Raw genomic sequence first — 23,874 nt, 5'->3', positions numbered from 1 at the left:
CCGCGCCGGGTAAGGCTGTCTCCGTGCCCGAGACCCCGCCCGCCGGACCCGCCCTCGACCTGCCCGCCCAGCCGGGCGGAGTGGTGCCCGGCGTACGCCGGATCGCGGTGCTGCGGGCGAACGGGATCGGCGACTACGTGGTCTCCGAACCGGCCCTGAGCGCGCTGCGCGAGGCCTACCCCGACGCCGAGATCACCCTCCTCGGCGCTGCCCACCACGCCGCGCTGCTGGCCGACCGCCCCTCGCCGGTCGACCGCGTCGTCCGCCTGCCGCTGGTCAGCGGCGTACGGGTCAAGTCCGACGTGCCCGACGCGACCCCCGAGGAGCTCGAGGCGTGGTGCGCGGAGCAGCGCGCGTACGGCTACGACCTGGCGGTCCAGCTGCACGGGGGCGGTGGCAACTCCAACCCGCTGCTGCTCCGGCTCGGCGCCCGGGTCAGCGTCGGCGCGACCGCCCCCGGCGCTCCGCGCACCGACCGCTGGGTCCCGTACACGTCCTTCCAGCACGACACCGTGCGCTGGCTCGAGGTCGTCGCGGCCGCCGGCGCCTGGGGCACGCGCCTGGAGCCCCGGCTCGCGGTCACCGCGGCCGACGTCGAGGCGTCCGCGTCGGTCGTCCCGCGCGACGACCACCCGCTCGTCGTCGTGCACCCCGGCGCCACCGACGCGCGCCGCTGCTATCCCGAGGACCGGCTCGGCCGGGTGGCCCGGGCGCTGGCCGACGACGACGCCCGCGTCGTCGTGGTCGGCGGCCCCGGGGACGCCGAGCGGGTGGCGCGCGTGGCCGAGGGCTTCGACGGTGAGGTCGAGACGGTGGTCGGCGGGCTGACCCTCGGCGGCCTCGTCGGGCTCCTCGCCCGCGCCGACCTCATGATCGGCAACGACTCCGGCCCGCGCCACCTCGCGGGCGCGGTCGGAACGCCGACGGTCGGCGTCTTCACCTACGCCAACCTCGCCGACGTCGCGCCGCTGACCCGCACGTGGCACCGCGTGCTCGTCTCCTGGCACGGCGGCTGCGAGGTGTGCGGCATGCGCGTGCTCGACGGCTGGTGCGGCCACCACGCCAGCGCCACCCACGACGTGCCCGAGTCCGACGTGCTCGACGCGACGCGCGAGCTCTGGGCGCAGGTTCGCGAGGCCGGGCGAGCCCGGGCCTGACGTTCCCTGGTCGTGGCGCCCGATCACGCCCCCTGAGCCTGTCGAAGGGCCCCGTCACGCTCCCTGAGCCTGTCGAAGGGCCCGAGAACGGGTCGGCGTCCGCAGGCCAGAAGGCGCCCACCTCTTCGAGGCCCTTCGACAGCTCAGGGGGCGTCCTGCGGGCCTTCGACAGGCTCAGGGGCGTCCTGCGGCCCTTCGCCGACCTCACGGGGCGCCCCGCGGGCGTCCGGGGTCAGCGGGCGCTCCCCTGCAGCACGCCGGAGCTCTCCTTCGAGCCGAAGACGACGCCGCGGTTCTCGGGGCCGAGGGCGGTGAGGAGGGCGACGGCGACCAGCACCGGGACGATCGTCACGGCCAGCGCGAAGGGGTAGCCGTGGTTCGCGGCCAGGGCCTCCTGGATCGGCAGGTTGAAGGCGGCGAGGCAGTTGCCGAGCTGGTAGGTGACGCCGGGGTAGAAGCCGCGGACCTCGTCGGGCGACAGCTCGGTGAGGTGCGCGGGGATGACGCCCCAGGCGCCCTGCACGAAGAGCTGCATCAGGAACGAGCCGAGCACGAGCATCCCGGCGGTGTGGGAGTACGCGAAGATCGGCACCACCGGCAGGCCCAGGACGGCGCAGAAGACGATGATCCGGCGCCGGCCGAACCGCTCCGAGAGGCCGCCGAACACGAGCCCGCCGATGATCGCACCCACGTTGTAGACGATCGCGATGACCAGCGCCGTGTCCGACGACAGCGCCGCGCCGCCGTCCTCGGTCGCCTTGAGGAACGTCGGGTAGACGTCCTGGGTGCCGTGGCTCATCCAGTTGAAGGCGGTCATCAGCACGATGAGGAAGACGAAGCGGCGGATGACGGTCGGGTTCTTGAACACCGCCGCGGCCGAGACCTGGCTGGAGACCTTGCGCTCCCGGGTGGTCTCCCAGACCTCGGACTCCTTGACACGGCTGCGCACGATCAGGCTGATCAGCGCGGGCAGGATCGAGAAGGCGAAGAGGTAGCGCCAGCCCAGCCCGAAGGCCTGGTGGAGCACGAGGTAGACCGCGGCGGCGAGCAGGTAACCGGTCGAGTAGCCCTCCTGCAGCAGGCCGGAGAAGAAGCCTCGCCGCGCAGCCGGGATCTTCTCCATGGCCAGCGCCGCCCCGAGGCCCCACTCGCCGCCCATCCCGATCCCGTACAGCAGGCGCAGGACGATCAGCACGGTGAAGTTCGGGGCGAAGGCGCACGCGAAGCCGACCGCGCTGTAGAAGCAGACGTCGACGATCAGCGGGACGCGACGCCCCACCCGGTCGGCCCACAGCCCGAAGATCAGTGCACCCACCGGTCGCATCAGCAGCGTCACGGTCGTGATGAACGCCATCTTGGGCAGCGAGACCCCGAACTCGCGCGCGATGTCGGCGTAGACGAGCACCACGATGAAGTAGTCGAAGGCGTCCATCGTCCAGCCCAGGAACGCGGCCAGGAACGAGCTGCGCTGGTCCGGAGTGAGGGGGACGCGGGCGGGTGCGGCGACGGCGCTCACGGTGCGGCTCCAATCCGGCCCGGCACCTCTCCGGGTCCGTCCCGGAACTTACGCCGCCTATGAACGGGTCGGTGAGGGCCCCGGGTCAGGCACCGAGGGAGACCGCCGTGATGCCGACGACGGTCAGCGCCACGAAGGGCAGGACGAGCAGCAGGTGCAGCCGCTTGTGCTCGACCACGACCGCCACGAACTCGCGCAGGAACGCGCTGGGCACGTAGTAGCGCGCGGTCGGGGCCCCGACGACCTGGGTGTCGCTGCCGAGCTCCCGGGCGAGGACGGCCGTACGCAGCACGTGGTAGTTGTTCGTCACGGCCAGCGCGGGCCCTGCTCGCCCGGCCTCCGCCTGCACCGCGGCCGACAGCACGAGGTTCTCGCGGGTGTTGCGCGCCTGGACCTCGGGCCGCACGTCGCCGGGGTCCGCGCCGTGCGCCACGAGGTACTCCGCCATCGCCGCGCCCTCCGAGCGCGTCTCGTCGTCGCCCTTGCCGCCGGTCGGGATCAGCAGCGGGGCGGGTCCGGTGGCGCCCTGGGCGCGGTAGAGCTCGAGCGCGCGGTCGAGGCGGCTGGCCAGGAGCGGCGGCACGCGGCCGTCGATGACGCGCGAGCCGAGCACCACGAGCGCGGCCGGGCGCCCCTGGAAGTCCGTGCGGCTGTACACGACGGAGTAGACGAGGAAGGCGACGAAGACCACGCCCGCGTAGCTGCAGAGGAAGAACAGGACGGCGGCGGCCCCGAGCGACCACGGGTCTCGGGCGAGCACGAGGAGCAGACCGACGACCGGCAGCACCAGCAGCGCGACCCCGGCGAGCAGCGAGAGCGAGGTGGCCAGGGAAGGCCCTCGGCCCGGATCACCTGCACCCCGTTGACGACCGCGAAGCCGGCGAGCACGAGGACGGCCGCGGGCGCGAGCGCCACCAGCAGCAGCACCAGGAGCCCGAGCCCGGGGACGACGGGGGCGAGCAGCCCGAGCACGCCCGTGACCAGGAACCACGCGGCCCCCACGAGGAGCACCCCGTTGCGCAGCAGCCGGCGGTCGCGGTTGCGGGAGACCACGTAGAGCACGCCGAGCACGGCCCCCACGACGACGCTCGTCACCGGCGTCACGGTAGTGGCACCCGCGCGCGCGTCGCCGGTCGCGGGCCCGGCGCCCGTAGCCTGGGTCCGTGAGCGAGAGCCGGGGGTCGACCGCCCGTCCCGCGCCGCTCGGGCTGCGCACCCGGCTCGCCCGCTCCAAGGGTGGGCGGGCGGCGAAGGAGACCCTGCTCGCCTGCTTCCGCTACCGGGTGCTGGGGCTGGCCGCCGAGGCCGCGTACTTCACGGTGCTCTCGCTGCCGCCGCTGATCTTCGGGCTCGCCGGCCTGATCGGCTTCGTGGCCGGCGCGTTCGACGTCGGCGAGGTCGCCAGCTTCCAGCGCCAGGTCCTGACCGTCGCCGGCCGCGTCCTCACCACCGACATCGTCGACGGCATCCTCGCCCCGACGCTGGACTCGGTGCTCTCGCAGGGCAGCGCTGCCGTGGTGTCGATCGGCTTCCTGGTCGCCCTCTGGTCGGGCTCGCGCGCGGTCAACGTCTTCGTCGACACGATCACGATCATGTACGGCCTCGCCGGTCGGCGCGGCATCGTGCAGCAGCGCCTCCTCTCCTTCGTCTTCTACCTCGCGCTGATGCTGATCGGCGTCGTCCTGGTGCCGCTCGTGCTCGCCGGGCCCGGCCTGGTCAACCGGGTCCTGCCCGCCCGGCTGGAGTTCCTGGGCGGGCTCTACTGGCCCGTCGTGCTGCTCGCCAGCGGGCTCTTCCTGGCGGGGGTCTACAACCGCTCGATCCCGCTGCGCAGCCGCTGGCGCAGCGGGCTGCCCGGCGCCGGGCTGTCGCTGCTCATCTGGGTCCTCGGCAGCGTGCTGCTCCGGCTCGTGCTCAACGCCTCCGCGGGGTCGACCACGATCTACGGCCCGCTGGCCGCCCCGATCGCGGTGCTCATCTGGCTCTACGTCATGTCGCTCGCCGTCCTCGTCGGCGCCGCCTTCAACGCGGCGGTCGACGACGTCTGGCCCCGGCTGAGCGGCATCGACCACACCGAGGAGGACCGCGACCCCGGGACCCAGCCGGCCGAGCCGTCGGTCCCCGACCCGGCGCACGGCCGAGACCCAGAGTCCTGACCTCGGTCCGTACCAAGATGCGGACACGAGTCCCACGGAGTGAGATTTCGATTTGATCGGCGGCGGCGCGCGCCGGATCGTGTGATGGTGCGCGCCGCAGGGAGGTCCAGCCGTCGCCGGGAGCTCCCGGCCGCTGCTGCGACCGCGCCTATACGGCGGCGCACGAGGCTGACCCAGCGTCGGGTCGTGGACCTTCTCCGGACCGGCTCGATGATGTGTCGGGCGTGGACGCCCGGGCACTGACGCCCGGATCGACCTCACCCGAACCCCCTCCCCCACGTCGCCGCACGACGTCGCGGGCTGCCTCACGAAGGATCCGATGAACGTCGAGCCCGAAGCCACCAGCACCGTCGACGCGCCCGCCCGCCCGGCGCGCCCGGCTGCCGCCGCACCGCGTACGCCGCGCACCCGCAAGCCCCGCGGCGAGGGACAGTGGGCGCTCGGCTACCGCGAGCCGCTGAACCCCAACGAGCAGTCCAAGAAGGACGACAACCCGCTCAACGTGCGCGCCCGCATCGAGAACATCTACGCGCACGGCGGCTTCGCGTCGATCGACCCGGGCGACCTGCGCGGGCGCTTCCGCTGGTACGGCCTCTACACCCAGCGCAAGCCCGGGATCGACGGCGGCAAGACCGCCACGCTCGAGCCGCACGAGCTCGACGACGAGTACTTCATGCTCCGCGTCCGCATCGACGGCGGGGCGCTGACCAGCGAGCAGCTGCGCGTCATCGGCCAGATCTCGGTCGACTTCGCCCGCGGCACCGCAGACATCACCGACCGCCAGAACGTCCAGCTGCACTGGATCCGTGTCGAGGACGTGCCCGAGATCTGGCGTCGCCTCGAGGCCGTCGGCCTGGACACCACCGAGGCCTGCGGCGACTGCCCCCGCGTCGTGCTCGGCTCGCCCGTGGCCGGCATCGCCGCCGACGAGATCATCGACCCGACGCCGGCCATCCGCGAGATCCGCGACCGCTTCGTCGGCGACCCGCAGTACGCGAACCTGCCCCGCAAGTTCAAGACCGCGATCACCGGCCACCCGCTGCAGGACGTGGTCCCCGAGATCAACGACATCGCCTTCGTCGGCGTGGAGCACCCCGAGCACGGCCCCGGCTTCGACGTCTGGGTCGGCGGCGGGCTGTCGACCAACCCGATGCTCGCCCAGCGCCTCGGCGCCTGGGTGCCGCGCGAGGAGGTCGCCGAGGTCTGGGCCGGCGTCTGCGGCGTCTTCCGCGACTACGGCTACCGCCGCCTGCGCACCCGTGCCCGCATCAAGTTCCTCGTCGCCGACTGGGGCCCCGAGAAGTTCCGCGAGGTGCTCGAGAACGAGTACCTGCACCGCCCGATGCTCGACGGGCCCGCGCCCGCCACGCCGGAGCGCCCGGGCGACCACGTCGGCGTCAACGAGCAGAAGGACGGCAACTTATTCGTCGGGCTGGCCGCCAAGGCCGGCCGCGTCGACGGGCAGCGGCTCCTCGCCCTGGCCGACCTGGCCGAGGCGCACGGCTCGTACCGCCTGCGCACCACGCCGATGCAGAAGATCCTCGTGCTCGACGTCGCGCCCGACCAGGTCGACTCGCTCGTCGCCGGCGCCGAGGCGCTGGACCTGTCCGCGCGTCCCGACGCCTGGCGCCGCTCCGTGATGGCCTGCACGGGCATCGAGTTCTGCAAGCTGGCCATCGTCGAGACCAAGGCGCAGGCCGCCCGGCTCGTCGACGAGCTCGAGAGCCGCCTCGGCGCGATGGAGTCCCCCATCACCGTGCACCTCAACGGCTGCCCGAACTCGTGCGCCCGCATCCAGACCGCGGACATCGGCCTCAAGGGCCAGCTGGTCCCCGGGCCGGCGGGCGACCCGGTCGAGGGCTTCCAGGTGCACCTCGGCGGCGGGCTGGGCATGGACGCCGGCTTCGGGCGCAAGCTCCGCGGCCACAAGGTCACCGCGGCCGAGCTGCCCGACTACGTCGAGCGCCTGGCCAAGAGCTTCACCGCCGAGCGCCAGGAGGGCGAGCGGTTCGCGCAGTGGGTGGCGCGGGCCGACGAGTCGGTGCTGGCGTGAGCACCCCGCAGGACACCGAGACCTCTCCCACCGGGCACGCCCCGCGCGCCGAGCGGCAGTCGATCAACTACTGCCCGTACTGCTCGGAGGAGACGCTCTTCCCGCTCGAGGGCGGCGGCTGGGAATGCCGCTCCTGCCAGCGCGCGTTCGCCGTGACGTTCAAGGGGCTCTCTGCTGGACGTGGAGCCCCTGGTCACGGAGGTAACGCATGAGCACCCTGCTGGATCTGTCCGACCTGGCCGCGCAGGCCAGCCGCGAGCTCGAGGACGCCACGGCGCTCGAGATCATGACGTGGGCGCACGACGAGTTCGGCAGCGGGCTCGTCGTCACCTCCTCGTTGGCCGACACGGTGATGATCAGCCTGGCCGAGCGCGTGGCGCCGGGCATCGACGTCGTCTTCCTCGACACCGGCTACCACTTCGTCGAGACGATCGGCACCCGTGACGCCGTCAAGCTCGTCCACGACGTCAACCTCGTGAGCGTCACCCCCGAGCTCAGCGTCGCCGAGCAGGACGCCCGCTACGGCAAGGACCTGTTCCGGACCGACCCCGACGCCTGCTGCGGCATGCGCAAGGTCGCACCGCTCGGCCGCGCGCTGCAGCCGTACGCGGCGTGGGCCTCGGGCGTGCGCCGCGCGGACTCCGCCGCCCGGGCCAGCACGCCCGTCGTGGCGTGGGACCCGAAGCGCCGCCTGGTCAAGGTCTCCCCCATCGCCCGCTGGACCGACGAGGACGTCGAGGCCTACATCGAGGAGAACTCGCTGATGGTCAACCCGCTCCTCGAGGACGGCTACCCGTCCATCGGCTGCGAGCCGTGCACCGTCCGCGCCACCGGTCCCGACGCCCGCGCCGGGCGCTGGGCCGGGCTGGGCAAGTCCGAGTGCGGGATCCACCTATGAGGAGAGACTCGAGCACCCCTGAGGTGACCACCGGTCCGGGTTCTGCGAGCGCCAGCGAGCAATTCCCACCGGGGGGCGTGGGGGGTCGTCCCCCCACACTGCAGGGCGCGACCTTGTGGTTCACCGGTCTGCCCAGCGCGGGCAAGTCCACCGTCTCCCACGCGCTGGCCGACCGGCTGCGCGCCGAGGGCGTCGACGTCGAGGTGCTCGACGGCGACGAGGTGCGTCCGCACCTGTCGGCGGGGCTCGGCTTCACCCGGGCCGACCGCGACGTCAACGTACGCCGGATCGGCTGGGTCGCCCGCCTGCTCGCCTCCCACGGGACCGTCGTGCTCGTGCCCGTCATCGCCCCGTACGCCGACGCCCGCCAGACCGTGCGCGACGACCACGCGCAGCACGGCGTCGGCTTCGCCGAGGTCTTCGTCTCCACCTCCCTCGAGGTCGCCGAGCAGCGCGACGTCAAGGGTCTCTACGCCCGCGCCCGCCGCGGGGAGATCACCGGCATGACCGGCGTCGACGACCCGTACGAGCAGCCCGCCACCGCCGAGCTCGAGCTCGACACCGCCGTGCTCGACCTCGACACCTCGGTCGAGCGGGCGTACGCGCTGCTCGGCCAGACCCTCGACCGTCCCCTCGAGAGGACCCTCGCGTGAGCCCCGTCAACAGCCGCGCCCTGCGCCCGCTCAGCGAGCTGCAGGCGCTGGAGTCGGAGTCGATCCACATCTTCCGGGAGGTGGCGGCCACCTTCCGCCGCCCGGTGATGCTCTTCTCCGGCGGCAAGGACTCCGTCGTGATGCTGCACCTGGCGGCGAAGGCCTTCTGGCCGGCCCCGGTGCCCTTCGAGCTGCTGCACGTCGACACCGGGCACAACTTCCCCGAGGTGCTGACCTACCGCGACGAGGCCGGCGAGTTCTACGGCGCGACGGTCAAGGTCGCCTCGGTGCAGGACTACATCGACGACGGCCGGCTGCGCGAGCGCCCCGACGGCCAGCGCAACCCGCTGCAGACCGTCCCGCTGCTCGACGCGATCACCGACGGCCAGCACGACGCCGTGTTCGGCGGCGGCCGGCGCGACGAGGAACGCGCCCGGGCCAAGGAGCGCATCTTCAGCCTGCGCGACGAGTTCGGCCAGTGGGACCCGCGCAACCAGCGCCCCGAGCTCTGGTCGCTCTACAACGGCCGTCACCTGCCCGGGGAGCACGTCCGCGTCTTCCCGCTGTCGAACTGGACCGAGCTCGACGTCTGGGACTACATCGAGGCCGAGAAGATCGCGCTGCCCTCGATCTACTACGCCCACGAGCGCGAGGTCGCGCTGCGCGACGGGATGTGGGTGGCGATCACGCCGGTCACGCCCGTGAAGAAGGGCGAGGAGACCGCCGTCCGCTCGGTGCGCTACCGCACGGTCGGCGACATGTCCTGCACCGCGGCGGTGCTCTCGAGCGCCACCACGGTCGCCGACGTGATCACCGAGGTGGGGCTGAGCTCGCTCACCGAGCGCGGCGCCACCCGCGCCGACGACCGGCTCTCCGAGGCCGCCATGGAAGACCGCAAGCGAGAGGGCTACTTCTGATGACACCCACGCTCCAGGCCGAGCGCGAGGCGTCGCTGCAGGGACGCCGGACGCTGCTCCGGCTCGCCACCGCGGGCTCGGTGGACGACGGCAAGTCGACCCTCGTCGGGCGCCTGCTCTTCGACACGAACTCGGTGCTCACCGACACCCTCGACTCGATCGAGACGGCCAGCCGGCGCAAGGGGCTCGACCGCGCCGACCTCGCGCTGCTCACCGACGGACTGCGCGCCGAGCGCGAGCAGGGCATCACGATCGACGTGGCCTACCGCTACTTCGCGACGGCCGGACGCAAGTTCGTGCTCGCCGACTGCCCCGGGCACGTGCAGTACACGCGCAACACGGTCACGGGCGCCTCGACCGCGCACGTCATCGTGCTGCTCGTCGACGCCCGCAAGGGCGTGGTCGAGCAGACCCGTCGCCACCTCGCCGTGGCCGCGCTGCTGCGGGTGCCCCACGTGGTGCTCGCGGTGAACAAGATCGACCTCGCGGACTACTCCCAGGAGGTCTTCGACGCCATCGCCACCGACTTCGCGCTGCTGGCGCGGAGCCTCGGCGTGGCCGACAGCCACGCGATCCCGGTCTCGGCGCTCGAGGGCGACAACGTCGTGACCCGCTCGGCGCAGATGCCCTGGTACGACGGCCCGACGGTGCTCGGCTACCTCGAGGGCGTCGACGACACCTCGCTCGAGGTGGGCGAGGACTTCCGCTTCCCGGTGCAGCAGGTCGTGCGCCCCCAGTCGGCCGTGCTCGCGCCGTGGGCCGCGCAGGCACCCACGGTCGACGGCGACTACCGCGGCTACGCGGGCAAGGTCGTCTCCGGGCGCGTCACCGTCGGCGAGGAGGTGGTCGTGCTCCCGGGCGGCGGCCACGCCGTCGTCGAGGGCGTCGACACCCCGGACGGCCCGCTGGACCTCGCGGTCGCCGGCCAGTCCGTGGTGCTGCGCCTCGACCGCGACCTCGACGTCTCGCGCGGCGCGGTCCTGGCCTCGGCGTCGGCCCCGCCGGCGCCGACCCGCGAGCTCAGCGGCACCGTGTGCTGGCTGAGCGACCGGACGCTGCGGCGCGGCAGCCGCGTGCTGGTGCAGCACGGCACGTCGGTGACCAAGGCCGTCGTCAAGGTGATCGACGGCGTGCTCGACCTCGACTTCGAGTCCGGGTCCTACCCGACCTGGCACACCGCCGAGGCCCTCGGCCTCAACGACATCGGCCGCGTCCGGCTCTCGCTGGCCGCGCCGCTCCCGGTCGATCCCTACAAGGAGCACCGGGGCACCGGCTCGTTCGTCCTCGTCGACGAGGCGGACGGCTGGACGCTCGGGGCCGGCATGGCCGGGCCCACGAGCCTGCACACCCTCGACGTCGACGCTCAGGAACGGTGACCCGATGACCGCCCCCACCCTCGTCCTGCTCGGACCGGGCAGCCACGACCCCCGCACGCCGCAGATCAGCCGCAGGATCAGCGACGGGCTGCGCGAGCTCCGTCCGAACCTCGACGTCCACGCGGCCTACCTCGACGTCAACGGCCCGAGCGCCCACGACGTCGTCGCGCGCCTCGCCGCCGACGGCGTCGAGGAGGTCGTGCTCGTCCCCCTGCTCCTGTCCGACGCCTTCGGGGCCAAGGAGAAGGTGCCGACGCTCGTCGCCGAGCTCAACGCCGCGCACGAGGGCGTCCGGGTCGGGGCCTCGCGCCCGATCGGCCCGGAGGCCCAGCTGCTGTCCATCGTCGACCGCCGGCTGCGCGACGCGCTGCGGGCGCGCCACGTCGCCGAGCTCGACGGCCTGGTCTTCGCCGCGGCGGGCAGCGTCGACGTCCGCAGCAACGCGATCATCGCGCGCCGTGCCCGCCAGTGGGCGACCCACCACCGCCTGCCCTGCGTCACCGCCTACGCGACGGGCTCCGGCCCCAGCACGGCGGAGGCGGTGCGCACTCTGCGCGCCCAGGGCCGTCGCCACGTGGCCGTCGGCAGCTGGTACCTCTCCCCCGGCGTGCTGTGGACCGCCGAGGCCGAGGCCGCCCTGGAGGCCGGGGCGACGGCCGTGTCCGCGCCGATGGGCGGAGAGCCGGAGATCGTCGAGGTGGCGCTGACCCGCTACGTCGTCGCGGCGATGGAGCTCGTCGACGTCGACACCCCGGTGCCCTACGAGGTCGCGTCCTTCGATGAGGGCACATACGAGCCGGCGCCGTACGACGACACCTTCGACGTCGAAGTGGTCGAGCTGGAGGAGCTCGAGGCCCTGCCGCCGCGCCACCTCTCGGTCGTCAGCGCCTGAGACGGAGGAAGACCCCCACCGACCTGGTCGGTGGGGGTCTTCCTGTGCCTGGTGCCGGTCGGTCAGCCCTGCGCGCCGGCGGCGGGGCCGCTCAGCTCCTCCTCCGGGTCCGACTTCTCGTCGAGCACGTCGTCCAGGGCCTCACGGACGGCCTGGCGGGTGGCCAGGCGGACCGAGGCGGCCTGCTGGAGCTCGGCGGTGTCGGCGTCGGCGAGCCGACGGCGTTCGGTGCGCTCGGCCTCGAGGGCCTGGTCGCGGGCGTAGGTGATGCGCTCGAAGATGTCCACGTCAGAGGACCTTACGCACCGCCTGGCGCACACCGTGCACGACCTCGTCCGGGCCGAGGTCGAGCAGGCCGGCCACGCCCCGCTGCTGCTCGCCGTGGACGGCGCCGAGCACGATCAGGCTGCCGCTGAAGGCGGGGATGAGCCACTGGCAGACCTTGAGCTGGCGCTGCGCGCTGGCGAGCTCCGCGCTGCTCGTGCTGCCCGGGGTTACCGAACCCTCGGCGCCCTCGTCGGCGTGCTTGGCGACCTTGGCGCCCAGGACGCCCGAGTACGCCGTCACGCCGGCACCGGCCGCGGTGAGGATGATCTTGGCGACGTTGTTCGCGGTGGCGCCCGGCTGGCTGACCGATCGACGGCGGTTGGTGACGAGGAGGCCGATGCCGCCGATGGCGTGCACGCCGACCGCCGCGACCTGCCACGGGGTCCACTTCGCCCAGCCGATGCTCGAGAGCCGGAGGCGCTCGGTCGGGTCCTTGGCGGCGTCGGCGGAGCCGTTCACGCCGACCGCGCCCATCAGGGAGCCGCCGAACCAGGCGGCCGCGCCCAGGTCGTGCATCGAACGGATGAGGGTGTTGCGCTCTGCCATGGATCAGTCCTTCGGGGTCGAGAAGGGTCGTACGGCGTGCGTACGACGTCCGTCCTCCTGGTGGTACCCAGCCCGCGCGGGCCGAACCATCCGACACGCCGCCGAGCGGTCAGGAGGCGGTGACCCGCGCCTGCTCGGTCGTGACGTCGAAGTCCGCCGCCGGCCACTGCAGGTCCAGCCCGCGCAGGTGCTCGGCGAGCAGCTGGGCGACGGCCCAGTTGCGGTACCACTTGCGGTCGGCGGGGACGACGAACCACGGCGCGTGCTGGGTGCTGCAGCGCTCGAGCGCGGCCTCGTACGCCTGCGTGTACGCCGGCCAGAGCTCGCGCTCGTCGACGTCGCCCGGGTTGTACTTCCAGTACTTGGTCGGGTCGTCGAGGCGGGCGAGCAGCCGCTCCCTCTGCTCGTCGTGGGAGACGTGCAGGAAGCACTTGACCACCGTCGTGCCGGAGGCGACGAGCTGCTCCTCCCAGGCGTTGATCTCGTCGTAGCGCCCGGACCACTCGGCCTCGGGAACCAGGTCGCGCACCCGGACGATGAGCACGTCCTCGTAGTGCGACCGGTCGAAGACGCCGATCATCCCCGGTCCGGGCAGCGCGCGCTCGATGCGCCAGAGGAAGTGGTGCGCCAGCTCGGTCTTGGTCGGCGCCTTGAAGGAGGTGATGTCCACCCCCTGCGGGTCGACCATGCCGATCGCGTGCCGCACCACGCCGCCCTTGCCCGAGGTGTCCATGCCCTGCAGCACGAGCAGCACCTTGGGCGCGGTGTCCGGCGTCGAGCGACCGGTCGCGAAGAGCCGCTCCTGCTGCTCGTCCAGCTCGGGGCGCAGGTCGGCGGCGACCTCCTCGGCGTCGGCCTTGCCCCGGCCCGGAAACCCCGGGGTCGCGTCGGTCGGGATGCTCGCCAGGTCGACCGCGCCGGCCGGCAGCCGCAGCAGCTCGCTCAGCGGGCGCCGCTCCTGCTCCGGCGGGTCGGTCAGGTCGGGGTACTTCCGCGCGTGCTTGCCCGCGTGCTTGCCTGAGTGCTTCGACACGTGCTGATCATGCACCGTGCCAGGATGCCCGCGTGCACCTCCTCCACGACCGTCGCGGCACCCCTCCCGGCGAGCTCGACCAGGCCGGGCTCGTCGAGCTGCTGCGCTTCGGCGTCCCGCCCTCGGACGCCTGGCTCCGCACGAACTTCGTCACCACGGTCGACGGCTCGGTCACCGGTCCGGACGGCGCCTCGGGCAGCATCAGCCCCGGCAGCGACGCGCACCACTTCGCGCTGCACCGGGCGCTGTGCGACGCCGTCGTGGTCGCCGCCGGCACCGCGCGGGCGGAGGGCTACCGCGCGGTCGACCTGGCCGACTGGCAGCGCGACGTGCGCGCCGCCGAGGGGCTCGCCCCTCTCCCGACCCTCGTCGTGGTGAGCGCGAGCGCCGACCTGGACCCGCAGATCGCCACGCCCGCGGTCGGCGAGGGCGGCCCGGTCGTCGTCGCCACCACGACGGCGGCGCCGCCGGCGCGGCTCGAGGCGCTCAGGGCCGCGGGCGTCGAGGTCCTGCAGCGCGGCACCAAGTCGGTCGACCTCCGAGCCGTGCTCGACGACCTGGCCGGGCGCGGGCTGCCCCGGCTGCTCTGCGAGGGCGGACCGGCCCTGCACCGCGAGCTGCTCGCCCTCGGCCTCGTCGACGAGGTGCTGCTGACGCTGGCGCCCTCGGTCGTGGGCGGTGACGGTTCGCGGACCACGCGCGGCGCGGGCCTGGACGACCCGCTCGGCCTCGCGCTGGCGTACGTGCTGCGCGGCGACGACGACGCCCTGTTCACCAGCTACCGCACCCTCCCGGAAAAACCGGTCGGCCGCCTGGAGTGAGGCGTGCCAGGGTGGCGCCGTCGACCCCCCACGAGTCGTTCGCGGCCTGGTCGGGGTCGCACGTGCCGGTCTACCGGCTCCCGGGCTGAGGGAGCCCGACTCCGGGACCGGCCTCGACGACGAACCGCCGGAACCCCTCGGCCGCGGGCGCGAGCTCGCGGTCGGTGCGCCACGTCAGCCCGATCAGGCGCCGCGCCCCGGGCGTCGTGAGCCGCAGCCCCACCGTCCCCGAGTGGCCCGCGAACGCCTCCGGCAGGACGCCGACGCCGAGCCCCGCCGCCACGAGCCCCTCGATCGTGGCCAGGTCCTGGCTCTGGAACGAGATCCGCGGCGCGACGCCCGCCGCGCGCAGCAGGCCGTCCAGCAGCCGCCGGCTGCCGAACCCCGGCGGCGTCGTGATCAGCTCCTCCCCGCCCACCTCGGCCAGGTCGACCGCCGCGCGGTCGCGCCAGCGGTGCCCGGCCGGCACGACGAGGACGAGCCGCTCCTCCTGCAGCTGGTGCCAGCCGTACGGGCCCTCGGGCAGGTCGGAGACGACGGCCAGGTCGATCGCGGCCCGGTCGAAGTCGTCGGCGATCTCGTGGCCGGGCTCCTGGCGCAGCTCGACGCGGACCTGCGGCGCCCGGGCGTGGAACGCGCGCAGCAGCGACGGCACCAGCGACGTCGCCATCGAGTCGAGGAACGCCAGCCGGACGAGCCCGGTCGCCGGGTCGAGGAGGTGGGCGAGCTCGGTCAGCAGCCGGGCGTGGCGCTCCCCGATCTCGCGGGCCGCCTCGACGGCGAGCGCCCCCGCCGGCGTGGCCCGCACCCCGTCGGGCACCCGCTCGAAGAGCCGCGCCCCGAGCTCGGCCTCGCACCGGGCCAGCGCGCGGGACAGCGTCGGCTGCGAGGCGCCCAGGCTGTCGGCCGCCGCGGAGACGTGCTGATGGTCGGCCACGGCGACGAGCCGGGCGAGGTCGCGGAGCTCCACCGGGCGACCGTACGCCTCCTCATGCACGTCACGCATGCAGGAGAGCGCGTATCGACATTGGACGCATGACCGGGAGCGGACGAGAGTGGCGGTCGTGGCTGTGCTGACCCCGTCGTCCGCCCTCGAGGCGGGCGTCCGCCCCGGCACCCGGGCCTACCACCGGGTCGTGGTGGCGCTGTTCGCAGCCGGGGTCGCCACGTTCGCCCTGCTCTACAGCACGCAGGCGCTGCTGCCGCTCCTCGCCGCACGCTTCGGCGTGAGCGCCGGTGCGAGCGCGTGGTCGCTGTCGGTGACCACGCTCGGCCTGGCCGGGGCCCTGCTCGTCGTCGGCCCGCTGTCGGACCGCGTGGGGCGTACGAGGCTCATCCACGCCTCCGTCACGCTCGCCTCCGTCGTCGGCCTGGCGTGCGCGCTGGCACCCACCTGGCCCGCGCTGATCGGCCTCCGCCTGCTCGAGGGCGTGGCGCTGGCCGGCCTCCCCGCCGTGGCCACGGCGTACCTGCGCGAGGAGCTGCACCCGGGCAGCCAGGCGCGCGCGGTGGGCCTCTACGTCGCCGGCACCGCACTCGGTGGCATGGCCGGGCGGCTCCTCACCGGTGCGGTCGCCGAGCTCGCCGGCTGGCGCTGGGCCCTGGCGAGCGCCGCGCTCCTCGGGCTCGGCTGCGCCGCCGTCGTCCGCGTGCTGCTGCCCGCGTCGCGCGGGTTCACGGCCCGCCCAACCGGCCTGCGCAGCGCCCTCGGGACCGCCCGCGGCGCGCTGCACGACCGGGCCCTGCTCGCGCTCTTCGGCATCGGCGCGTGCGCGATGGGCGTGCTCACCGTGCTGCTGAACACCGTCGGCTTCCGGCTGGCCGGCGCGCCCTTCCACCTCGGGCTGACCGCGGCGAGCCTGGTCTTCTGCGTCTACCCGGTGGGCTCGGTGACGTCGGCGACGGCGGGCCGGCTCGCCGACCGCTACGGGCGTCGGACCGTCCTGCCGCTCGGCTGCGTCGTCGCCCTGGTCGGGGTGCTGCTCACGCTGCCCGCGTCGCTCCCCCTGCTCGTCGTCGGCCTCGCGCTCGTCGTCGCCGGTTTCTTCGCGGTGCACGGCGTGGCCAGCGGCTGGGTGCCGGTCCGGGCGCACGCGGGCGGCCTCGCCACCGGGCAGGCCGCATCGCTCTACCTGTTCGCCTACTACGTCGGCGCGTCGCTCTTCGGCGCCCTCGGCGGGCACACCTGGAACGTCGCCGGCTGGCCGGGCGTCGTCGTCCTCGCCGCCGGCCTCGTCGTCGTGCTCGGCGTGCTGGCCCTCGTGCTGCGCGGGACCCCGACGCTGCTCACGGACGCTCCCGCCCCGGCGCAGGGCGACGCTCAGCCGCGGACCAGCAGGTAGCCGGCGAGCACGACCCCGCAGCCGCCGACCAGGACCCGCAGCAGCCCCTCCGGCAGGCGCCGGGCGATCGACGGCCCGACCAGGCCGCCGAGGACCGCGCCCACCCCGAGCGGCAGGGCCGCCCGCCACACCACCGTCCCCAGCACGGCGAAGAGCACCGCCGGGAGCAGGTCGCTGACCACGAGGACGACGTTCTTGAGCCCGTTCGCCCGGTGCAGCACCGGCTCGACCGTCAGCGAGATCAGCGCGACGAGCAGGATCCCCGCTCCCGCCCCGAAGTAGCCGTTGTAGAGCGCGACGCCGGCGCCCGCCGCCCCCACCGCCACCGGCGGCAGCGGTCGGTCGCGGGCGCGTCGCCGAGCGGCGATCACCGGCTGGAGGAGGACCACGCCCGCGCCGGCGAGGACGAGGAACGGCACCAGCCGGTCGAACAGGCCCGTCGGGGTCGACACCAGCAGGACCGCGCCGGCCAGCGAGAGCCCGATGGTCCAGGGCAACCAGCGGCGCAGCGCACGGCCGTGGCCCGCGACGTCCGGGCCGGCCCGCAGCGCGGAGCTCGCGCCGCTGCCGACCAGGGCGACCGAGCTGGTGACGTTCGCCGCGAGCGGCGGCACCCCGACGGCGAGCAGCGCCGGGTAGGCGACGAGCGACGTCACCCCGCCCGCGGTGCCCGTGACCCCGGCGACGAGGCCGGCGCCGGCCAGGAACGCCGTGCCGAGCGCCCCGTCCACGGTCCTATCCTCTCCCCGCATGAGGAGCGTGCACTGCAGCGTGGTCGTCCGCCGCGGTCCCGACGAGGTGTACGCGTACGCCGCCGACCCGGACCACCTGCCGCGATGGGCCTCCGGGCTCGCGCGGAGCGAGGTCGCCCGCGACGGCGACGCCCTCGTGGTCGCCTCGCCGATGGGAGAGGTCCGGGTGCGCTTAGTGGCGCGCAACCCGTACGGCGTCCTCGACCACGAGGTCACGCTGCCGGACGGCTCGGTGACGCTGAACCCGTTCCGGGTGCTCGCGCACCCGGACGGCAGCGAGCTGCTGTTCACCGTCCGGCAGGGCGCGATGAGCGACGCCGAGCTGGCGCGCGACGTCGCGGCGGTCGAGGCCGACCTCGCGACGCTGCGCGACCTGCTCGAGCGCGGGGACCGGACGAGCGGCTAGCTCTCCTCGGCCATCGCTCGCAGCACCCACTGGTTGGTGCGCAGCCGGCGCGACTGGCGCAGCACGGTGACGATGGCGTCGGCGACGTCCTCGGGCGTGAGCACGTGCTCGAGCCACTCGTCGCCCTCGTTGCGCCCGGCACCGATGGCGAACTCCGTCGACACCGCGGCGGGGCAGATCGTCGTCACCCGGATGCCGTGCTCGCGCAGCTCGCGGTCCAGCGAACCCGCCAGCCCGACCTGCGCGAACTTCGTGCCGGCGTAGACCGCCTCCCAGGGTCCGCCGCGCAGCCCGGCCACCGAGCTCACGACGACCACGTCGCCGCCGGACTGCTCCCGGAACGTCGGCACCACGGCCCGCACGCTGAAGACGGTGCCGAGGAAGTTCGTCGCGTCCATCGTGCGGATCTCGTCGTCGGTCATGCTCATGATGCCGCCGTACGCGCCGATGCCCGCGTTCGCGACCAGGCTGTCGATCCGCCCGAAGCGCTCCTGCGCCGCAGCGACCATCGCCGCGTTCACGGCCGGGTCGGCGACGTCGCCGGCGATGGTCGCCACCGACTCCTCCCCCAGCTCGGCCACGAGCTCGTCGAGGCGCTCCTGACGGCGGCCGAGGAGCACGACACGCGCCCCCTCGCCGACCAGCGCCCGCGCGGTGGCGCGGCCGATCCCGGCCGTCGCCCCGGTGATCGCGACGACGGTGCCGCTGAGGTCGCGGTCGAGGCTCACGCGGCCGCTCCCGCGTCCGGCGCGGTGACGCCGTAGGGCTGGCCGGACCCGCGCGCCGCCCACAGCAGGCCTCGCTCGACGACGGTGCGGACGCTCGGGTGGTCCAGGACGTCGAGGCTGTGCCCCGGGGTCGCGACGAACACGCGACCCTCGCCCCACGCGCGGGTCCAGATGGCCGGCGAGGTGACCGGCCGGTTCCACGGGTCGCCGGGTCGCGCCTTCTGCGTGGTCGTGGCCAGCACGTCGCAGTAGTCGTCGAAGTTCACCCAGTACTGCTCGGAGTAGAGGTCGAAGTCCTCCAGGCCGGCCACGACCGGGTGCTCGGCGTGCTCGGGCAGGATCTCGACCCGGTAGTCGACGTAGTTGTCGCTCTGGTCGCCGGTCGGGTGCTCCGGGTCGCGTGCCGGGTGGCAGGCGAAGGACCCGCCGACGAGGTGCAGGTAGTCGCTGACGTTGCGGAACGAGTCGGCGATCCCGCCGTGCCAGCCGGCGAAGCCGGTCCCCGCCGCGATGGCCGCCCGGAGGCCGGCCACGGCCTCCTTGCTGGCCTCGCCCATCGTGTAGCACTGCACGACCAGGTCGGTCGCGGCCAGCGCCTCGGCGTCGGTGTAGACCTCCGGCGAGTCCTCGACGCGGACCTCGAAGCCCTGCTCGCGCAGGAACGGGATGAAGCGGTCGGTGGCCTCGACCGGCACGTGGCCGTCCCACCCGCCGCGCACGACGAGTGCGCGGCGGGCCGGGCCGGGGGTGGGGGTCGGGTCGGTGGACGCCTCGGGGGCGTGGTCGGGGGTGGTCATCAGACTCCTGTCCAGGTGGAACGGTCGGCCGCGCTGCGCTCGACGGCGTCGAGCACCCGCTGCACCGCGAGGGCGTCGGCGAAGGACGGACGCGGCTGCTCGCGCGCGGCGAGGTCGCGGGTCAGGTCGACGACCTGGTGCACGAACCCGTGCTCGTAGCCGAGGCCGTGGCCCGCGGGCCACCACGATCCCACGTACGGGTGGTCGGGCTCGGTGACGTAGACGCGGGTGAAGCCCTGCTCGCGCACGGGCTTGGTGCCGTCGAAGAAGTGCAGGACGTTCATGTCCTCGAAGTCGAAGGCGAGCGAGCCGTCGGTGCCGTTGACCTCGATGCGGATGGCGTTCTTGCGGCCGAGCGCGAAGCGGGTCGCCTCGAACTGGCCGACCGCGCCCCCGTCGAAGCGGGCCGTGAACCAGGCGGCGTCGTCCACGTCGACGGGGCCGCGCTCGGCCGACGCGTCGCCGCTGCCGCCGAGCCCGGAGGCCTCCCCGGCGACCGGCCGGCTGGTCACGAAGGTCTCGAGCAGCGCCGAGACGCCGGTGATCGACTGGCCGGTGATCCACTGCGTCGCGTCGATCAGGTGCGCGCCGATGTCGCCGAGCGCCCCGGAGCCGGCCAGCGCCTTGTCCATCCGCCAGGTCAACGGGGCGTCGGGGTCGGAGAGCCAGTCCTGGAGGTACTGCGCGCGCACCTGGCGGATCGTGCCCAGCCGGCCCTCGCCCACGAGCTGGCGGGCGAGCGTCAGGGCGGGCACGCGGCGGTAGGTGAACCCGCACATCGCGAACACCCCCCGCGCGCCCGCGGCCTCGGCCGCCTCGGTCATCTCCTCGGCCTCCGTCACGGAGTTGGCCAGCGGCTTCTCGCAGAGGACGTGCTTGCCCGCGGCCAGTGCGGCGAGGGCGATCTCGTGGTGGGTGTTGCCCGGGGTGCAGATGTCGACGAGGTCGACGTCGTCGCGCTCGAGGACCGCACGCCAGTCGGTCGCCGACTCCGCCCAGCCGAAGCGCTCGGCGGCGTGGGCCGCCCGGCCGGCGTCCCGGCCGACGACCACCTGCATGACCGGCGTCAGGGGCAGGTCGAAGAACCGGTGGGCGTTCCGCCACGCCTGCGAGTGGGCCGCGCCCATGAAGGCGTGACCGATCATCGCGACGCGCAGCGTCGGGCCGGAGGGGGTGGGAGAGCTCATCGGGTCGCTCCTGACGGTTCGGTGACGGGTCGTGGCGCGGTCGTCGCCGTCATGCTCACCACCGCCTTCACGAAGCCCTCCGGCTTCGCGACGGCCGTGGCGAACGCGTCGTCGACCTGCTCGAGCCCGAACCGGTGGGTGACCAGGGGCCCGAGGTCGAGGCGCCCGGCCGCGAGCAGCCGACCGGCGACGTCCATGCCGCGCATGATCGTCGCAGGCTCGCGGAAGTGCGCGTTGCGCAGGTCGTACGCCATCCAGTTCCAGTGACCCAGCGGCAGCGTCCGCGGGGTGCCGAGGTGGAAGCCGACGAGCACGACCTTGCCGCTCATCCGGGTCAGGTCGCCGACGGCGTCGAGACCGCCCTGCACGCCGGTGACCTCGAAGGTGACGTCCGCGCCGCGCCCGCCGGTGACCTCGCGGACGACGGCGGCCGCGTCCTCGCGGCGGGCGTCGACGGTGCGGGTCGCCCCGAGCCGTGCGGCCAGCGCGAGCACGTCCGGGCGGCGGTCGACGACGACGACCGAGCGGGCGCCGCGCAGCGCGACGAGCTGCTGCACGAGGCTGCCCATGAACCCCGCACCGATGATCACGACGTCGTCGGCCAGCCGGACGTCGGCGAGCTCGACGGCGTTGGCCGCGCAGGCGACGGGCTCGAGCAGGCCGAGGCCGACCGGGAAGGACCCGAGCGGGCGGCAGGAGGTCTCGGGGGCGCTGACCTGCTCCGCGTAGCCGGCCGACAGCGTCCAGACGGCGACGGGGTCGCCGACCGCGTACGCCGAGCCCGGGTCGGCGGCGGCGACGCGACCGCTGACCTCGTGCCCGATCCGCCGCGGCAGCTCGACGCCGCTGCCGCCCTCCCACTGGTCCAGCTCGGAGGCGCAGACCCCGCAGACCTCGACGTCGACCAGCAGCTCGCCGGGCGCCCGGACGGGTGCCTCGACCTCGATCACGGCGAACCGGCGGGGGGCGACGAGCTCGGCGAGCCTCACCGCCCGGACCCCGGGCCCGGGAGGACGACGACCGCGTACGGGCCGACCTCGGGCAGCAGCACGCTCAGGCGACCCTCGACCTCCGTCGCCGTCAGGGGCACCGGGGTGGCCCCCGGGACGACGAACTCGACCCGGCGCGAGGAGGTGTGCGGCAGGCGCACGTCGAGACGGACCTCGGTGAGCGTGCGGACCCGGTCCGCCTCGTCGTCGTGGTCGTAGCTCACCAGGTGCGCGGCGACCCGACCGTCCTCGAGCTGGTGCAGGTTCACGGCCAGCGGGGCGCTGCACCTGACCTGGGGCCCCTCGACCAGCTCGTCGACCAGGGCACCCGGCTCGGCGTGGACGAGCCCGGGGTGCGTACGCAGGCGGTCGCGGTCCGGGCCCTCGGCGTTCGTGCCGACCTCCCCGGTGGCCACGACGCGCCCGCCGGCGTCGAGGTGGGTCAGCAGGACCGACACCTGGTGCTCGGTCAGCCACCAGCAGCCGGGCAGGACGAGGGTGCCGTAGCGCCCCAGCTCGTCGGCGCTGGTGCGGTCACCGGCCAGCCCGCCGTCGGTGAGGAGCAGCACGTCGAAGGGCACGGACGCGTGGCTGAGCGTCTCGGTCACCCGGCGGAAGGGCACCTCGACGCTGTCGTCGCGGGCGTTGACGAGGTTGTCGCCGGAGTCGGCCTCGTTCACGACGTCGCGCATGCTGACCACGCTGTAGACCACGCCGACCTCGTTGGCGCTGACGGGCGAGCGCAGCGTCTCGGTCCCCGCGACGAAGTCCTGGACCTCGACGAGCAGGTCGTGCGGCGCCCAGAACGAGTCCTCGATGGTCGCCCCCATCCACGACCCGTACGGGACGCTCATGTTCGCTCCGAAGGCCGCGGCCTCGTAGAGGCTGAGCCGCAGCCGGTCGTGCCCGCGTCCCTGGGCGAGCGCCTCGATCAGCTCGGGCACGACGCCGCCGTACGGGTTCTCGACGACGACGACGTCGGAGACGCCGGCGTAGCGGCGGAAGGCGTCGACGTAGCGGTACCACTCCGGCTGGCGGTAGGTGGTGTTGCGCATCTCGGTGATGATCAGGTCGACCCCGTCGGCCAGCGGCAGGTAGTGCGGGTCGAGGTTGAAGAAGTTGCCGCTGACCAGCACCTCGCGGCCCTGGCTGCGCGCGTAGGCCTTCGCGTAGCGGGCGAGCTCGGCGAAGTGCGTGGCGATCGCGGCGCACTGGAAGGCGTAGTAGTGGTCGAAGAGCGGCGACTCGCGCTGCCGGTCGCGGAAGTCGAAGCCCTGCGCCCGCAGCCAGTCGCCGTAGTGGAACGTCGTGAGGTCGACCCCGGCGAGCTCCGCGGGCGTCTCCTCGAGGCCCTGCAGGTAGGTCCTGAGCTGCGCCATGCAGTCCTTGCAGAAGCACGCGCCGTACTGCATCGCGCCCAGCGGGAGCTCGGCCTCGTCGAGCTGGACCCCGTCGACGCCGGCGTCGACCTGGATCCGGATCACGGCCTTGAGGTACTCGCGCCAGACCGGGTTGTTCCGGTCCATGTAGAAGCACTGGTGCTCGCGGTCGGGGCACTCGACCCAGCGCGCGTGGCACGGCTGCTGGTCGATGTCGCGGGCGACGCACTCCTCGACCAGATCCGTGACCGGCTCCCCCAGGCTGTTGACCAGGCCCTCGGGGAAGTAGTGCTCGACCGGCTTCCAGAGCCTCGGGTAGCGGTTCGAGGAGAACTCCCGCAGGCCCATCCAGTCCCGGTGCCCCACGCCGCGGAGCTCGTTGAGCGCGAGGACCGTGGTCTCGTCGTCGTCCAGCTCGACGGGGAACTCCCAGCCCTGGGCCTCGAAGACGATCCCGAAGACCTTGATCCCCCGCGCCTGGCAGGCCGCCACGAACTCGGCGTCGTTGATCGTGCCGTAGAAGCGCGCCCGCGCGCCGGGGTCGCCGAACGCCTCCTCCTCCAGGTAGGGCAGCGCCAGCGAACCGCCGCCCATCGCCGCCCACACGAGCACCGTGGCCCGGTAGTCGACGAGGTCGTCGACCATCCGCAGCCGCCGCGGCGGCAGGCTGGGGTGGTAGCAGTGCTGCCCTGGGTACCAGGCGTCGAAGTAGACCCCACGCTCCACGGGTGCTGCGTCCTCTCGTGCGTACGTTCGTCGAGCTTGGTCACCGGACCCGTCCCCGCTCCTCGAGCAGGCAGCCCGCCACGCCCCCCTGAGCAGGGAGCGACCACGCTCGCTGTGCAGGGACCCGGCCACGCTCGCTGAGCCTGTCGAAGGGCACCCGGCACTCACCGAGGCCCTGGTCCGAAGCCGGCCACGCCCCCTGAGCCTGTCGAAGGGCACCGTG

23 protein-coding genes are annotated in these 23,874 nt (G+C 73.9%); 11 read left to right on the top strand and 12 right to left on the bottom strand.

All coding sequences use genetic code 11. The features are described 5' to 3' along the window. Positions 1–23 precede the first annotated feature (23 nt). Positions 24–1,157, top strand: a complete 1,134-nt coding sequence (locus BLU42_RS06170) for a glycosyltransferase family 9 protein (protein WP_197680638.1) — start codon at positions 24–26, stop codon at positions 1,155–1,157. Positions 1,158–1,389: 232 nt separating this feature from the next. On the opposite strand, the gene BLU42_RS06165 is transcribed toward BLU42_RS06170, so the two are convergent. Then, positions 1,390–2,673 carry an MFS transporter gene (locus BLU42_RS06165; RefSeq protein ID WP_231918471.1) on the bottom strand — a complete coding sequence of 428 codons (1,284 nt, stop codon included), beginning with the start codon at positions 2,671–2,673 and terminating at the stop codon, positions 1,390–1,392. An 85-nt stretch (positions 2,674–2,758) separates the two neighbouring features. Next, positions 2,759–3,460: a YdcF family protein gene (locus BLU42_RS06160; RefSeq protein WP_197680637.1), complete on the bottom strand. Its 702-nt coding sequence runs from the start codon at positions 3,458–3,460 to the stop codon at positions 2,759–2,761. A gap of 376 nt (positions 3,461–3,836) precedes the next feature. Here BLU42_RS06160 and BLU42_RS06155 point away from each other — a divergent pair, with 376 nt between their 5' ends. From BLU42_RS06155 to BLU42_RS06125, 7 genes are all read left to right on the top strand, one after another. Then, a complete protein-coding gene (locus BLU42_RS06155) occupies positions 3,837–4,829 on the top strand; it encodes a YihY/virulence factor BrkB family protein (protein ID WP_091073704.1) in 993 nt (330 codons plus the stop codon). Between the two features lie 319 nt (positions 4,830–5,148). Beyond that, on the top strand, positions 5,149–6,882 hold the full coding sequence (locus BLU42_RS06150) for a nitrite/sulfite reductase (protein WP_091073703.1): 1,734 nt from the start codon (positions 5,149–5,151) through the stop codon (positions 6,880–6,882). 208 nt (positions 6,883–7,090) lie between these two features. After that, positions 7,091–7,780, top strand: coding sequence for a phosphoadenylyl-sulfate reductase (locus BLU42_RS06145; RefSeq protein WP_091073702.1), 690 nt, complete (start codon positions 7,091–7,093; stop codon positions 7,778–7,780). Positions 7,781–7,893: 113 nt separating this feature from the next. Beyond that, complete coding sequence (gene cysC / locus BLU42_RS06140; RefSeq protein WP_231918470.1) at positions 7,894–8,433, top strand: adenylyl-sulfate kinase; 540 nt, start codon at positions 7,894–7,896, stop codon at positions 8,431–8,433. After that, a complete protein-coding gene (gene cysD / locus BLU42_RS06135) occupies positions 8,430–9,350 on the top strand; it encodes a sulfate adenylyltransferase subunit CysD (RefSeq protein ID WP_091073700.1) in 921 nt (306 codons plus the stop codon). Before cysC ends, cysD begins: the two co-directional genes overlap by 4 nt. Next, positions 9,350–10,726, top strand: a complete 1,377-nt coding sequence (locus BLU42_RS06130) for a sulfate adenylyltransferase subunit 1 (protein WP_091073699.1) — start codon at positions 9,350–9,352, stop codon at positions 10,724–10,726. The genes cysD and BLU42_RS06130 overlap by 1 nt, the downstream gene beginning before the upstream one ends. A 4-nt stretch (positions 10,727–10,730) precedes the next feature. Further along, complete coding sequence (locus BLU42_RS06125) at positions 10,731–11,618, top strand: sirohydrochlorin chelatase (RefSeq protein ID WP_091073698.1); 888 nt, start codon at positions 10,731–10,733, stop codon at positions 11,616–11,618. 62 nt (positions 11,619–11,680) lie between these two features. On the opposite strand, the gene BLU42_RS06120 is transcribed toward BLU42_RS06125, so the two are convergent. The 3 genes from BLU42_RS06120 to BLU42_RS06110 all read right to left on the bottom strand — a co-directional run bounded on the left by BLU42_RS06120 (position 11,681) and on the right by BLU42_RS06110 (position 13,437). After that, positions 11,681–11,905, bottom strand: a complete 225-nt coding sequence (locus BLU42_RS06120) for a hypothetical protein (protein WP_091073697.1) — start codon at positions 11,903–11,905, stop codon at positions 11,681–11,683. Position 11,906: 1 nt separating this feature from the next. After that, positions 11,907–12,491 carry a hypothetical protein gene (locus tag BLU42_RS06115; protein ID WP_091073696.1) on the bottom strand — a complete coding sequence of 195 codons (585 nt, stop codon included), beginning with the start codon at positions 12,489–12,491 and terminating at the stop codon, positions 11,907–11,909. A gap of 109 nt (positions 12,492–12,600) precedes the next feature. Continuing rightward, entirely contained in the window at positions 12,601–13,437 is an 837-nt protein-coding gene (locus tag BLU42_RS06110; protein WP_197680750.1) for a polyphosphate kinase 2 family protein, read from the bottom strand. Positions 13,438–13,556: 119 nt separating this feature from the next. On the opposite strand from BLU42_RS06110, the gene BLU42_RS06105 reads away from it, so the two are divergent. Continuing rightward, positions 13,557–14,345: a dihydrofolate reductase family protein gene (locus BLU42_RS06105; RefSeq protein WP_157719845.1), complete on the top strand. Its 789-nt coding sequence runs from the start codon at positions 13,557–13,559 to the stop codon at positions 14,343–14,345. Positions 14,346–14,415: 70 nt separating this feature from the next. Here BLU42_RS06105 and BLU42_RS06100 read toward each other — a convergent pair whose 3' ends face one another. Then, positions 14,416–15,315: a LysR family transcriptional regulator gene (locus tag BLU42_RS06100; RefSeq protein WP_091073694.1), complete on the bottom strand. Its 900-nt coding sequence runs from the start codon at positions 15,313–15,315 to the stop codon at positions 14,416–14,418. A gap of 94 nt (positions 15,316–15,409) precedes the next feature. Between BLU42_RS06100 and BLU42_RS06095 the strand changes: the two genes are divergently transcribed. Then, positions 15,410–16,687, top strand: a complete 1,278-nt coding sequence (locus BLU42_RS06095) for an MFS transporter (protein ID WP_231918469.1) — start codon at positions 15,410–15,412, stop codon at positions 16,685–16,687. Here BLU42_RS06095 and BLU42_RS06090 read toward each other — a convergent pair. Continuing rightward, positions 16,666–17,418, bottom strand: a complete 753-nt coding sequence (locus tag BLU42_RS06090) for a sulfite exporter TauE/SafE family protein (RefSeq protein ID WP_157719843.1) — start codon at positions 17,416–17,418, stop codon at positions 16,666–16,668. The genes BLU42_RS06095 and BLU42_RS06090 overlap by 22 nt on opposite strands. Before the next feature lie 19 nt (positions 17,419–17,437). Between BLU42_RS06090 and BLU42_RS06085 the strand changes: the two genes are divergently transcribed. Beyond that, positions 17,438–17,845, top strand: coding sequence for an SRPBCC family protein (locus tag BLU42_RS06085; RefSeq protein WP_091073691.1), 408 nt, complete (start codon positions 17,438–17,440; stop codon positions 17,843–17,845). Here the strand turns inward: BLU42_RS06085 and BLU42_RS06080 are convergent. Genes BLU42_RS06080 through BLU42_RS20505 form a run of 5 tightly spaced genes read right to left on the bottom strand, consistent with a single transcriptional unit; the run spans position 17,842 to position 23,651 of the window. Then, positions 17,842–18,573, bottom strand: coding sequence for an SDR family oxidoreductase (locus BLU42_RS06080; RefSeq protein WP_157719841.1), 732 nt, complete (start codon positions 18,571–18,573; stop codon positions 17,842–17,844). The genes BLU42_RS06085 and BLU42_RS06080 overlap by 4 nt on opposite strands. Beyond that, positions 18,570–19,370, bottom strand: a complete 801-nt coding sequence (locus tag BLU42_RS06075) for a ThuA domain-containing protein (protein ID WP_091073689.1) — start codon at positions 19,368–19,370, stop codon at positions 18,570–18,572. Before BLU42_RS06075 ends, BLU42_RS06080 begins: the two co-directional genes overlap by 4 nt. Then, positions 19,370–20,557: a Gfo/Idh/MocA family protein gene (locus BLU42_RS06070; protein ID WP_091073688.1), complete on the bottom strand. Its 1,188-nt coding sequence runs from the start codon at positions 20,555–20,557 to the stop codon at positions 19,370–19,372. Before BLU42_RS06070 ends, BLU42_RS06075 begins: the two co-directional genes overlap by 1 nt. Beyond that, a complete protein-coding gene (locus BLU42_RS06065) occupies positions 20,554–21,546 on the bottom strand; it encodes a zinc-binding dehydrogenase (protein ID WP_157719839.1) in 993 nt (330 codons plus the stop codon). The genes BLU42_RS06070 and BLU42_RS06065 overlap by 4 nt, the downstream gene beginning before the upstream one ends. Next, the gene (locus BLU42_RS20505) at positions 21,543–23,651 is read right to left on the bottom strand and encodes a hypothetical protein (RefSeq protein WP_157719837.1); all 2,109 of its coding nucleotides are present in this window, start codon (positions 23,649–23,651) and stop codon (positions 21,543–21,545) included. The genes BLU42_RS06065 and BLU42_RS20505 overlap by 4 nt, the downstream gene beginning before the upstream one ends. Positions 23,652–23,874: the final 223 nt, after the last annotated feature.

It is taken from the genome of Microlunatus sagamiharensis, from assembly GCF_900105785.1.
GTDB lineage: Bacteria > Actinomycetota > Actinomycetes > Propionibacteriales > Propionibacteriaceae > Microlunatus > Microlunatus sagamiharensis.
This window is presented reverse-complemented; position numbering and strand designations above follow the sequence as displayed.